Origin of the sequence: Marinobacter sp. bablab_jr003 (assembly GCF_016464245.1) — a bacterium.
In the GTDB taxonomy this organism is placed as follows: domain Bacteria; phylum Pseudomonadota; class Gammaproteobacteria; order Pseudomonadales; family Oleiphilaceae; genus Marinobacter; species Marinobacter vinifirmus.
The window spans coordinates 1-12,662 of the sequence record NZ_JADARC010000108.1; the positions used below are offsets into that span (position 1 = coordinate 1).

Consider the following 12,662-nt stretch of genomic DNA (forward strand, 5'->3'; position numbering starts at 1 on the left):
GTACCACCAAACCCTTGATTACCAAACACCGGATGAGGTGTACTACCAACAACCCATGACCCTGGCAGCTTGAGCCGGGAATACAGCCGGATCAGAGCTTAACTGCACCTTCAGGCTGTCCAACTGATGGGGTCCACCTCAACGGAAACGGGTTGCCAGCCATGGAACAGCAGCTTGGCTGCCAGCCTGGTTTTGGGTTTCAGGTTGTTGAAATGCCCCGACGATGCGGCAATCAGAACATAGCGGTCAATTTGGGCGAAATTGGGCATCAAACCGATCAACTGCGCACCGGCACTGTGGCCCACCAGAGTCACCGGCAGGTTCGGAGCCAGGGCGATCAGCTGGTCCAGCGCTGCCGCCAAATCCAGGGTCCCCCAGTCCACCAGGTCGGCAGAGAGTTCCGCCAGGGGGGTATCGTTGCGGGAGTCCCCGATGCCCCTGTTGGAAAACGCCAGCACGGCAAAGCCCTGTTCGCTCAACATGGTGGCAAAATTGAAATAGACCTGGTGCCGAAACCCCGTGGCCGGGGAGAGCAGGACGGCACCGCGAGGTGACTCTGTGGCTGGCCTGAAAAAGTGCCCGGTGAGCCTATAGCCGTCTTCACAGGTTATTAGGGTTTTTTCCATTGTCGGACCATTTAATCATCAGCTAAAAATAGAAAGCGCATAAATTGCGGCAAACAGGCTGTATTGGCCAAGATGCCGGGCATGTGGATTAACCCTCAGCCCGGAATCCTGAGGTATCCGTTCAGTTTCACGTTCATGGTGATTTCTTTTCTTGAAGGTGTGGCACAAAAAAACAGAACAATATTCTTTAAAAGAAGGATATTCTGTTTCGGCCAAAGCTGTCAAACGGTAGAATGCAGGCCATGGCGAGTTCAATCAGGCGAATATCCATTTAATGAACCAATCCAATATTTTAGAGAATCGGTTTCCGGGCCGCAGAGCTGCGCTGAAAAGAGAGATTCTGGAACAGGCGCTGCATTGCTTTAACGATCTGGGGGTGGAGGCGACAACTATCGATGCCATCAAAGCCCGATGCGACACCAGTGTGGGGGCGATTTACCATCACTTCGGGAACAAAGAGGGCATCCTGAGTGCGCTCTTTTTTGCGGCCATGGATGATCAGCGACAGCAACTGGAGCGAGAGTTGGCCGGGGCAAACAATCTGCGCGAGGCGGTGTTTTGCATTATCGAGAGCTATCTGGACTGGGTGGCGGCCAACCGCGAATGGGCCAGATTCCTTTATCAGGCACGTTCCCCATTGGCTAAGGGACCATTTCAGCAGGAACTGAAGGATCGAAATATCCAGAATTACCAGAAGCTGAAAGAGCAGTTAATTGGTTTGGGCAAGGGCGATATCAAAATTGTCCAGCCCTTCGAGATGCTCTTCTCTCTCATCATAGGTCCGTCGGAAAACTATTGCAGAGCTTGGCTATCTGGTCGGGTAAAGACATCACCGCAGGAGTACCGAAAAGAATTTGCGGAATCTGCATGGCGCTCGTTAAAGAGGTGACCGCTAAGGCCAGCACAGCATTCGAATCAACAAACAGTTCCGGGTTTGCTTCCGCTGGACACTTCTCAATACCGCCTCGCCAAAGAAATCGGGGTGCCTGCTCAGAGAATAGGCCAGATCATCGCGGGAAAACGTTCGATTACCGCAGAGACGGACCTGCGACTCTGTCAACGAAACCGACTCACCGGAAGTCAGAACCCTTCCGCAGCGATGACTGGATCCTTGAGTAGTTTGCGTCGATAAGCGTAATCTATTCAACGGCGAACACGGCAGATCCAACAAGCCACTTTTTGTACCCCGGGCCTGGTAAAACAACAATGAGTTCAAACGAACAAAAGCTCAAACGCCGGTGCTCAGCCCTTCGTGGCCGTCAACTGGAACCGGCCGTATTGCCGGAGCTGCGGGTCCTGCTCGGTGACGAAGATGTCGATCCGTCATTGCGACACCGCGATCGCCTGATCGAGCACCTTCATGCACTGCAGGACACCTACGGTTACCTGTCCATGCCCCGTCTCCGGGCCCTTGCGACTTTCATGAATCTGCCCATGGCCGCCATTTATGAGACGGCCACTTTCTATGCCCATTTCGATGTCATTCACGACGAACAAACGCCACCGCCCGGGATAACTCTGCGGGTGTGTGACTCGCTTTCCTGTCGTTTGGCAGGAGCGGAGGCATTGCATCGAGCGCTATCTGATGGAGCTGATCCCGCCACGGTGAGGGTACAGCGAGCGCCCTGCATGGGTCGCTGTGACACCGCGCCGGTTGTAGCTGTAGGGCATCACCATGTGCTGAATGCCAACGCCCAGACCGTTGAGGCCGCGGTAGAGCAGGGGCGGATTCAGCCAGAGGAGGTTTTCTGGCAACGTCTGTCGGATTATCGTTCGGCTGGCGGTTATCAGTTGCTCACAGATTGCCGCGAAGGCAGGGTGAGCATCGAATCGCTGGAGAAGGAACTTGAGCATGCGGGCCTTCGCGGCCTCGGCGGCGCCGGTTTCCCCACCTTCCGCAAATGGCAGGCCGTGCGGGCGGAACCGGGGCCACGCTATGCGGTGATCAACGCCGACGAGGGTGAACCGGGCACGTTCAAAGATCGCTATTACCTGGAACGTGAACCCCACGGATTCCTCGAGGGTGCGCTGGTTAGCGCCTGGGGGGTTGAGGCGAAGGCTCTCTACATATACCTGCGGGATGAATATCCCGGCCTGCACCGTGTGTTGAAAGATGCCATTGCGGAGCTGGAAGCAGCCGCCATTGTGGAGCAGGGCTTTGTCATCCTGCGCCGTGGTGCGGGCGCCTACATCTGCGGCGAGGAATCCGCCCTGATCGAGTCCCTGGAGGGCAAGCCCGGCAAGCCCCGCCATCGCCCGCCGTTTGTTGCGCAGAAAGGGCTGTTTGGTCAGCCCACGCTGGTGAATAACGTCGAGACGGTTTACTGGATTCCTCGCATCCATGCCCAGGGCGCCGACTGGTTTGCCAGCCAGGGGCGGCATGGTCGTCGCGGCCTTCGGAGCTTTTCGGTCTCCGGACGGGTCGCGAGGCCCGGGGTTCATCTTGCCCCTGCGGGCATCACCCTCAACGAGTTGATCGAGGAATACTGCGGCGGCATGGCGGAAGGGCACCGGCTCCGGGCCTATCTGCCTGGCGGGGCTTCCGGCGGCATACTGCCGGCCAGCAAAGCCGACATACCCCTGGATTTCGACACGCTGCAGGAGCATGGCTGTTTTATCGGCGCTGCAGCTGTGATCGTGCTGTCGGATCAGGACAATTTGGCCGACACGGCGACCAACCTTCTGGGTTTTTTCGCCGATGAGTCCTGCGGGCAGTGTACGCCCTGCCGGGTGGGCACAGAGAAGATGCTCACGCTGCTTGAGCGCGATACCTGGGATGAGGCGACGCTCCGGCAGTTGGCCAGGGTGATGGCGGATGCTTCTATCTGCGGTCTGGGCCAGGCGGCCCCTAATCCGGTGCTGAGCCTGCTGCGGGACTTCCGCAGCGAACTGGCCAGCAGCAAGCTGATCGCCAAGGGTTAAGGGAGGCAGCCATGAGCGAATTGAAAACCGCCATGAGCAATGCAACGACAAGCTTTACCCTGACACTGGACGGCGTGGACGTTCAGGCCTACCCCGGTGAAACCCTGTGGCAAGTGGCCAAACGCGCCGGCGAGACCATTCCGCACCTTTGCTTCAAAGACGCCCCGGGTTACCGCGCCGATGGCAATTGTCGCGCCTGCATGGTGGAAGTGGAAGGCGAACGGGTACTTGCCGCAAGCTGTATCCGCGAGGCCGCGCCCGGCATGGTGGTGCGAAGCACAGCCTCCGCCCGTGCCCAGGATGCCAGGAGAGCGGTGCTGGAATTGCTGCTGGCCGATCAACCTGAGCGAGATAGCAGCCCCGATCGTTCAAGTCATCTATGGGAAATGGCGGATCAATTGGCCATTGATGCCGGTGCTGTGCGTCAACGTCTCCCGGCCCGTTCAGAGCGCAACGAGCCCACGGTTCACCATGTGGCGCCGAGATTGGAGTCTCTGGCCCACGCCCGGGGCCATGACACCACTCATTCTGCCATGAACGTCAATCTGGACGCCTGCATCACCTGCGGCTTGTGCGAGCGTGCCTGCCGCGAAGTGCAGGGCAACGACGTCATAGGCCTGGCGCACCGTGGTGCTGCGTCCAAAGTGGTGTTTGATTTTGATGACCCCATGGGCGACAGCACCTGCGTTGCCTGCGGCGAATGTGTGCAGGCCTGTCCGACCGGGGCCCTGATGCCCGCCACCCTGATTGATGCCGAGGGCCGCGGAGACTCTGCCACCGCCGACCGCACTGTGGATTCCGTTTGCCCCTATTGCGGTGTGGGCTGCCAACTGACCTATCACGTGAAGGACGAACCTGCGCCTGCCGAAACAGAAACATGCGAGCATCGTGCCCGCATCCTTTTTGTTGAAGGCAAAGATGGGCCGTCAAACCAGGGCCGGCTCTGTGTTAAGGGGCGTTTCGGCTCATCATAGACCCCCGAGGGCAGGCCCTGGATGCCTATGCCTGGCGCAGCGTGCGGTTTTCACCCGGAGGCGATGTGGCACTGTTCAACGCCATGCTCCACGTGATCATCCACGAGGCACTCTTTGACCAGGCCTACATTGATGCCCACACCGAGGGCTTCGGGGCACTGGCGTCAAGTGTTGCAGATATGACACCTGAGGTGATGAGCCCGCTCTGCGGTGTTGAACCAGAGGTTATTCGCGAAATGGCCCGAGCCTACGCGGGGGCTGACAAAGCGATGATCTTCTGGGGCATGGGCATTTCCCAGCACGTGCACGGCACCGATAACGCTCGCTGCCTGATCTCAATGGCCCTGGCATGCGGGCATACGGGCCGGCCGGGCACGGGCCTGCACCCGTTGCGTGGCCAGAACAATGTGCAGGGTGCCTCCGATGCCGGGCTGATCCCCATGGTATTGCCCGACTACCAACCGGTAGGAGATGCCCAGCTACGGGCCGCTTTCGAAGAACTCTGGGGCACTGAACTTGACCCGGAGCCCGGGCTCACCGTGGTGGAGATTATGGATGCCATCACGGCGGGCAGAATAAAGGGCATGTACATCCTCGGCGAGAACCCCGCCATGTCAGATCCGGATCTGACCCACGCCAGGGCCGCGCTGGCTGCGCTTGAGCATCTGGTGGTACAGGATCTGTTCGTCACCGAGACCGCCCAGTTCGCCGACGTTATTCTGCCTGCGGCCGCCTGGTCGGAAAAATCAGGTACCGTCACCAACACCAACCGGCAGGTGCAAATGGGCCGTGCTGCGCTGTCGCCGCCAGGGGAGGCAAGACCTGACTGGTGGATTATTCAGGAAATGGCCCGGCGTTTCGGACTGGGTTGGGACTATCACGGCCCGGAGCAAGTGTTCGCTGAGATGAAGCAGGGCATGCATTCATTGGATCACATCTCCTGGTCCCGACTGGAACGCGAAGGTTCTGTGACCTATCCCTGCTCCGCCGATGATGCGCCAGGGCAGGACGTTGTCTTCTCGGATGCCTTCCCGCGAGCCGGGGGCCGGGGCAGATTTTCGCCGGCCTGGCCACTGCCGCCGGACGAGCCGGTGGATGAAGCCTATCCCATCGTGTTGACCACCGGGCGATTGCTTGAACACTGGCACACCGGTGCCATGACCCGTCGCAGCCGGGTACTGGATGAGCGGGAGCCTGAAGCGGCCGCTTTTCTGGCATCAGCGGAATTGGATCGCTTGGGCGTAACACCGGGTGATGCAATCAAGATTGCCACCCGGCGTGGCAGCATCACCCTGACGGCGCGGGCCGATCAGGCTATGCCCGAGGGCATGGTGTTCGTGCCCTTCGCCTTTGTGGAGGCAGCCGCCAACCTGCTCACCAACCCGGCCCTGGACCCGGACGGGAAGATTCCGGAGTTCAAGTATGCTGCATGTCGGTTGAGCGCCATTCCACCCGATTCCGGCCAGCCTCTTTAGCGGCATAAAGCGCTTTATCCGCGCGCTTGATGGCCGGCTTTAATGAGCTTTCATCCGAACGCACCAGAGTCACCCCCAAAGAAGTTGTGTAAGCCAAACTGCCATCCTCCGATGTATCAATGCCAACCTCTGCCGGGTTAGTCTCGACGGCTGCCCGAAGCCGCTCTGCCACCATCAAGGCTTGTTCTTTACTGGTGTTGGGCAGTAGAACGGTGAATTCCTCACCGCCCATACGGCAAAGGATATCGCCGTCACGTAATTCGGTTTGAGCCGTTTTTGCGAACTCCTGGAGTACCCGGTCACCCACATCGTGGCCATAGTCGTCATTGATTCGCTTGAACCGGTCCAGGTCTGCGGCAATCAGGGCAAGAGGCTCGCCGCTCCGGCGGGCCCGGGGTATTTCCAGTTCCGCCTGGGTTTCCAGGAATCTCCGGTTCCCCAGACCTGTCAGGGGATCTGTCATAGCCTGCGTGGTCAGCAGGTCTTCCAGTTGTTTACGATCGGTAAGATCGAACACCATGGCCCTGCTGTACTGGAAACCGTTGGCGTTTGTCTGGGCTGTGGCTTCGATGGCGACGGGGAGTTTCTCGCCGTTTTTGCACATCAGTTCAATCTCGGCGGAGCCTTCATGGCCGTCAGCCAGCACCGCCTTGAAGGCCTCGTCGAAAGCGTCCCGGGTTTCCGGGCTGACCAGGTCCCGGTAGTAGCGCTTTCCAACCAACTCGTCCCGGGAATAACCCAGCCACTGAAGTTCCTTGCGGTTGATCTTCTGTATGACGCCCTGTTCATCCAGGGAGTGGTAGCCACAGGGTGCGTTCTCGTAGAGGTCCGTCAGTTCACGGGCGTAGGATCTCGCGTTTTGAGACAGGTTCTGCGCCTTTTCTTTCAAAGAGCGCTGGTGGTGGTTGCTCAGTACCCAGAACACACTGAACCCGATGGCTAATCCGTAGGTCAGAACCACCAGGCTCGTTTTCCATGGACTTTCTGCTATCAGGAACGCCGCGTCGGGGCGGGGTACGCTTATCGCGATGCGCCAGGGCTGGCTGCCCGGCACACTGAGAACCTGCATGGCCGCAGTACGGAAATGATGGATACGAAGGTCATGGGTCTGGAAAACCACAAGTTGGTCATCCAGTAGTAATTCACCCCGGTTACGGGGCTCCATTTCGCGCCAGATTCCGGGCGTATGGTCCTTCAGAGAGTCTCCAAAGGCGATTGGGCCATGGTTGCCGGGTAGCAGGGAATGCCCTTTTCTATCAACAAGAAGGGCAGACGCGTTTGTATGTGCGCCCATTGCATGGGGAAGGGTGCTCAGCAGGTAGTTCCAGTTCAGGGTTAGCAACAACACTCCCAGTTGCTCGCCTTCCGAGTCCACAATCGGCGTCGAAATATCAATAACGTATATCTCCTGTCCGCTCCGGGAGGGATCCGGGTAGGGCGCCGAGAGATAGAGGCTGCGAGAGTTCATTGTCATGGCTTCTCTAAAATACAGCTGATTCTGGTGCAGGATCTCAGCCTCCGGAGTGTCTTCGGTAGACAGGCGTTCCTGCCCTTCGGTATCCATCACCACCAGTCGGGTGTAGCGCCCGAAGTGAGTCAGCAGGGTACTGAGCATGCCGCGTATCTGATCTTCGTTCTGGTCAGACCAAACATCCTGATAAGGGTTCTGTGTCTGCCGTATCCGATCGAGGTGCTGCCGGACACTGGGGAACTCTGCAATCGCAAGGGCATGGTTGAGGCTTTCATTCATGCCTTGAAGCAAGGCATCGTATTCGGCTTCAAGCAGTGTCTTAGCCGTGAGGCGCGAGCTCTCAAACCGGGTTGTGGTGTTCGACCAGGTAATCGGGATGAGCACAAGGGTGACCAGCACAATGGCTAGAACACTTGCTATTACAAGGCGGTGGGTGAGGGACCTAGGTATCCTCATTCGTTGGAGTTGGCCGGCAAAATTTCAGGTAGTAAGCATAATTCGGCAAGGGGCATTGGTCGGGCAAACAGGTAACCCTGCAGAATGTCACAGTGCCGTCGGGCCAGGTCTTCTTGCTGCTCCCGCGTTTCGATGCCTTCAGCCACAACCATCATATCCATGTGGTGAGCCATAGTGATCACCCCTTGAACAATCGCAGCAATGCGTCGGTCTGTAGCCGTATTCTGTACGAAGCTTCGATCCAGTTTCACTTTGTGTGTCGGCAGGTCCCGCAAATAGCTCAGGCTGGAAAACCCGGTTCCGAAGTCATCCAAAGCCACGCGGATGCCCCGGTCTTTAAGAGCTTCCATCAACTTGATGACGTGCTCGACACCGTCGATCAATACACTTTCAGTGACTTCCAGTTCCAGTAACTGGGGCGAAAGGCCGGTCTCTTCCAGAATCCGGAAGACGTCGTCCAGAAATCCATCGCGAATAAACTGCAACGATGAAATGTTGACGGCCACACGCAGGCTGCGCTCCCGCCGCCCATTGAACTCGGCCATTTCCTGACAGGCTTGCCGAAGAACCCAGAGCCCTAGCGGTACAATCTGCCCGGTCTGCTCTGCCAGCGGGATAAATTCGGCAGGCGACACCATGCCCCGGACTGGATGGTGCCAGCGCACCAGGGCTTCGACACTTCGCCTGCGGCCGGTCACAGCATCTACTAAGGGTTGGTAATACAGCTCGAACTGGTTTTCTTTCAAAGCTGTTTGTAGTTCATGTCGCAGGGTGACGCTGTGTCGGGAGTGTTCGGCTTTATCCGCGCCATACCATTGCCAGGTATTGCGGCCCTGTCGCTTGGCCCGGTCCAGTGCCAGGTCGGCAAACTGCAGCAGTTGGTGGGGCTGTACGGCCTTATCACTGTTGCTTGCAATGCCGATACTGGCACTGATGTGAATCATTTGCTGATCCACTTCAATAGGTTCGCCAAGGGATTGCAAAACCTTCTCTGCCAGTTGAATGATAGCGTTGCGGCCAGGGCAGTCAGGAAGAACAATACCAAATTCGTCCCCAACCAATCGGGCAATCGTGGCCCGTTCGGGCATCACGGCCTTAAGGCGTTGGGCTACAGCCTGCAAAATCCGGTTGCCGATCCGGTGTCCCAGCCCCTCATTGATTGGTTTGAATCCATCCAGGTCCAGATAGAACATAGCGAGCATGTCTGTCCCGGATGTATGCCCGAGAAGTTCTTCAAGGGTTTCGGTAAAAGCCGCCTGATTGGGCAGGCCGGTCAGGAGGTCGTGGGTGGCCTGGAACCGTATCTTGGCTTCCTGCTCTTTTTGCTGCGAGATGTCCTGCTGGATGCCTATAAAATGTGTGCATTCTCCAGTCGTATCCAGGACTGGCCGGATGATCAGGTGGTTCCAGAATGGAGTTCCATCTTTCCGATAGTTGAGCAGGGTGACATCAACATCCGTCTTCTGCTCCAGGCCGAGACGAACAGCCTTGATGGCCTTCGGATCCGTGTCTGAGCCTTGAAGAAAACGGGAGTTCTGGCCTAAAACCTCTTCTCGGGGGTAACCGGTGATCTCACAGAACGCTGGATTCACGTAAACCACGGGATGATCTGGTTGTTGGGCATCCGCCATCAAAATCCCGTGGGGACTGGCTTCAATGCCTCGCTGCAACTGGTGCAGTTCTGCTTCTTGTGCTTTGCGAGCCGTGAGATCCCGGTGCCGGAGAATAGTCAGCGCTGCCAGTGCTGCACCACGGCTCAGGTTCCTTTGTGCACCGTTAGTGGGGGAGACCGCCGAGCGATAGTAGGATGCAAAGGTGCCCAACAGCGCGCCGTCGGCAGTCAGAATGGGCACGGACCAGCAGGCGCGGAGCCCTTCAGTTTCTGCAAGATGGTGGTACCCATCCCATTTCGGATCATTCTGGATATTATCCGTAACCACGGGATCCCGTAAATAAGCCGCCGAACCACAGGTTCCCTGATCTGGCCCAATTGGGATGTTCTGCATTTGATCCACGTAGTCCGGAGAGAACTGATTACTCGGCACCATGCTCAGGGTTTGCGTGTCGGGGTCACACCGCATAATAGAAACCAGGGCGCCGGGCATCATCAGCGAGACCCAGTCTGTGATCGCTGCCAGTGTTTCCTCAAGCGGGTGCTGCTGAGCGATCAATTCATGGATGTTTTGCTGCATTTCCAGCAGAGAAAAATCGTGAGACTGCATACCGAGGGTTACTCTGGGAACTAGAAAGGGCAGTGTCGCCACCACAAGCTCGGGGTGTGATGTGACTCACATTCTGTAGACGATCATGGTTTTCATCAATAGGTGTCGTGTGTCGTTCTTGTGAAAACTTGCAAAAGGGATATATCGATTTGTAATCAGGATAGAGAGGCAGGTTCCAACAAGGCAATCCAGGCCTCTAACTGTTAGTATTGGCGCCACCGGAACCGCATCATCAGAGTGTAACCCCATGACAACCAAAGCCTTCGAAGCCCTGGCCTGCCCGTTAGACGGCGAGCCGCTATATCGAGAATCTTCTTCCTGGCGTTGCGCCAATGGCCATAACTTTGATGTGGCACGGCAGGGGTATGTGCATTTGTTACCGGTACAGAAGAAGCGCTCGAAAGACCCCGGTGACAGCAAGGAGATGGTTGCGGCCCGCCAGCGTTTTCTTGGGGCCGGTTATTACCAGCCGATAGCCGAGGCGGTTTCAGCAGCGGTTTTGAAGGATGTATCGGAAGGCAGTCACCTTGATTGCCTGGATGCTGGCTGCGGTGAAGGTTATTACCTGCGCCAGCTGGCGTCTGCAGCGGGTGGTAGGGTGTCACTGGCGGTGCTTGGGCTGGATATTTCCAAGTGGGCGGTTCTCGCTGCAGCCAGGAAGGATCGCGCTCCGAACTGGGTGGTTGGCAGCAATGCCAATCTGCCGGTGCAGCCTGCGTCTCTGGACCGGGTGCTTTGCATGTTCGGCTTTCCGGTATATGCCGAGTTTGCCCGGGGCCTGAAACCGGGAGGCAAGCTGATTCAGGTAGATGCCGGGCAGGATCATTTGCGGGAACTGCGGGAGATTATTTATCCGCAGGTGCGCGCAGAGTCGAAAAAGGTGGATGAGGTGCCGGAAGGTTTCCGTCGAGTGGAAACGCAGGATTTGCGCTTCACCCTGCATCTGGAAGGTGCGGAGCCGATTGCTGACCTGCTGGCCATGACTCCCCACCTGTACCGCGCCAGTGCCGAGGGCAGGGCGCGGGCGGCACAACTGGACAGCATCTCCCTGACGGTCGATGTGTGCCTGCAAACCTTCGAGCGTTACGCCCCGGCAGGCTGATCGGCGCCGTCCATTCCCACGCGGGTGCCACGGGCTTTCAGCCGGTAAAACTCTTCAACAATGCCGGCCATGGCGTCCGGGCAGTATTCCCGCAGGCCGCCCAGCATCAGGCGCTTGGATACTTCGCCGGCGGCTTTGCCGGATGACATCAGCTGATAGTCCAGGGTTACGTTGCCCCGTTTGCCTGCCACTTCCAGGTCGGCCTTGCTTAATTCCAGGTCCGGTTGCTGGAGTTCCAGCTGGTTCAGGGCCAGGCTCATGCTTTCGTACATCACCATCGGGCGATCCGGGTTAAACATCACCCCGTGGGATTCCATCAGCGGCTTGAGGGTGTGAGGAAAGTTTTTGCCGGAAGCCGCCACGTAGCAGCGGGTAAATTCCTCGATGCCCCGTTCATCGCGGGTAATGTCGCCGCTGCGGGTTACCTCCAGGTACACCTTGCCACCCTCATCGACCACTTCGATGGTGCCGCCGTTGTCGCTCTCGCGGAATTCCAGTGGAACCTCGGCGCCCAGGAGGTTGCGAAACCGGAAGGTCATGTTTTCAGACAGCCCGAAGCGGGACACCACAAGCGCGAACAGGAGGTCTCCGGGCACACAGAAACGCCGGGCATCCGGATCGTGGATGGGGTTGAAGTCGCCGGCCACTTCCTTGGCAAAGAAACTGGCCTGGGGTGCGGTAATAACGATGCGTCCGTCCTGGACGGAAAAGAACTGTTCTGAAAACATGCTTTGCCTTTTCTGATTTGCAGCAGCCGGGGGAATCTGGCCGATAGTACAATCCGCGGCCATTCTATGCCTCGCATGGCCAGACCGGTAGCCCGACCATGGTACTACGCAGGAACCGAGGGCACGAACCCCGGGAATCGGCGTCAGGCAATGTGCTCCATCAGTGTTTCCAATTCATGGAACAGTTGGTCGCTCAGTACATCCAGTGCGTTCATCAGGGTAGGGACCTGGTCGCCTTTTGTCGTTGCCGTCATGCACCGGCACGCAGCACCAGGGCAATAACGCAAAAAAGGCAGCCGAAGCTGCCTTTTTCATATCGTATTGGGCTGTTATTTACAGACCAACTACGTTTTCCGCCTGAGGACCTTTCTGGCCCTGAGATACGGTAAATTCAACCTGCTGGCCTTCTGCCAGAGTCTTGAAGCCGCCGCCCTGAATGGAGCTGTAGTGAACAAAAACGTCCGGGCCGCCTTCACGAGTGATAAAACCAAAACCTTTAGCTTCGTTGAAGAACTTAACAGTACCGGTAACAGTAGACATATTTTACTATCCTGAATTCAATCATTTTATGTGCTGTCCAACATCGTTGTGAGGCGGGATCAGCGGTGTGCGGAAACAAAAAACTGGCGTGATCAAAAACAGGACGAGAACTACTTGCTACAACAGCGGTACGTCTTATTGATGAA

11 protein-coding genes are annotated in these 12,662 nt (G+C 57.4%); 6 read left to right on the top strand and 5 right to left on the bottom strand.

Annotated features, from left to right (window positions below; translation table 11 throughout):
- Positions 1-110: 110 nt before the first annotated feature.
- Positions 111-626 carry an alpha/beta fold hydrolase gene (locus tag H3Z84_RS10950; RefSeq protein ID WP_228285821.1) on the bottom strand — a complete coding sequence of 172 codons (516 nt, stop codon included), beginning with the start codon at positions 624-626 and terminating at the stop codon, positions 111-113.
- A gap of 274 nt (positions 627-900) precedes the next feature.
- On the opposite strand from H3Z84_RS10950, the gene H3Z84_RS10955 reads away from it, so the two are divergent.
- The 5 genes from H3Z84_RS10955 to H3Z84_RS17095 all read left to right on the top strand — a co-directional run bounded on the left by H3Z84_RS10955 (position 901) and on the right by H3Z84_RS17095 (position 5,997).
- Positions 901-1,515: a TetR/AcrR family transcriptional regulator gene (locus H3Z84_RS10955; protein WP_058340978.1), complete on the top strand. Its 615-nt coding sequence runs from the start codon at positions 901-903 to the stop codon at positions 1,513-1,515.
- 45 nt (positions 1,516-1,560) lie between these two features.
- Positions 1,561-1,758 (top strand): helix-turn-helix domain-containing protein, encoded by a 198-nt coding sequence (locus tag H3Z84_RS10960; RefSeq protein ID WP_199457478.1) that lies wholly within the window; start codon positions 1,561-1,563, stop codon positions 1,756-1,758.
- A 74-nt stretch (positions 1,759-1,832) separates the two neighbouring features.
- Positions 1,833-3,548: an NADH-ubiquinone oxidoreductase-F iron-sulfur binding region domain-containing protein gene (locus H3Z84_RS10965; RefSeq protein ID WP_199457479.1), complete on the top strand. Its 1,716-nt coding sequence runs from the start codon at positions 1,833-1,835 to the stop codon at positions 3,546-3,548.
- A gap of 11 nt (positions 3,549-3,559) precedes the next feature.
- A complete protein-coding gene (locus H3Z84_RS17090; protein WP_228285822.1) occupies positions 3,560-4,522 on the top strand; it encodes a 2Fe-2S iron-sulfur cluster-binding protein in 963 nt (320 codons plus the stop codon).
- A 41-nt stretch (positions 4,523-4,563) separates the two neighbouring features.
- Positions 4,564-5,997, top strand: coding sequence for a molybdopterin oxidoreductase family protein (locus H3Z84_RS17095; RefSeq protein ID WP_323126984.1), 1,434 nt, complete (start codon positions 4,564-4,566; stop codon positions 5,995-5,997).
- Here the strand turns inward: H3Z84_RS17095 and H3Z84_RS10975 are convergent.
- Positions 5,939-7,867 (bottom strand): diguanylate cyclase, encoded by a 1,929-nt coding sequence (locus tag H3Z84_RS10975; protein ID WP_323126985.1) that lies wholly within the window; start codon positions 7,865-7,867, stop codon positions 5,939-5,941. The genes H3Z84_RS17095 and H3Z84_RS10975 overlap by 59 nt on opposite strands.
- Before the next feature lie 53 nt (positions 7,868-7,920).
- Complete coding sequence (locus H3Z84_RS10980; protein ID WP_199457481.1) at positions 7,921-10,146, bottom strand: putative bifunctional diguanylate cyclase/phosphodiesterase; 2,226 nt, start codon at positions 10,144-10,146, stop codon at positions 7,921-7,923.
- 247 nt (positions 10,147-10,393) lie between these two features.
- Between H3Z84_RS10980 and H3Z84_RS10985 the strand changes: the two genes are divergently transcribed.
- On the top strand, positions 10,394-11,248 hold the full coding sequence (locus tag H3Z84_RS10985; protein ID WP_199457482.1) for a putative RNA methyltransferase: 855 nt from the start codon (positions 10,394-10,396) through the stop codon (positions 11,246-11,248).
- Here the strand turns inward: H3Z84_RS10985 and H3Z84_RS10990 are convergent.
- Positions 11,230-11,976 (bottom strand): DUF3581 family protein, encoded by a 747-nt coding sequence (locus H3Z84_RS10990; protein WP_199457483.1) that lies wholly within the window; start codon positions 11,974-11,976, stop codon positions 11,230-11,232. The genes H3Z84_RS10985 and H3Z84_RS10990 overlap by 19 nt on opposite strands.
- A 333-nt stretch (positions 11,977-12,309) precedes the next feature.
- Positions 12,310-12,516, bottom strand: a complete 207-nt coding sequence (locus H3Z84_RS10995) for a cold-shock protein (protein ID WP_022988980.1) — start codon at positions 12,514-12,516, stop codon at positions 12,310-12,312.
- Positions 12,517-12,662: the final 146 nt, after the last annotated feature.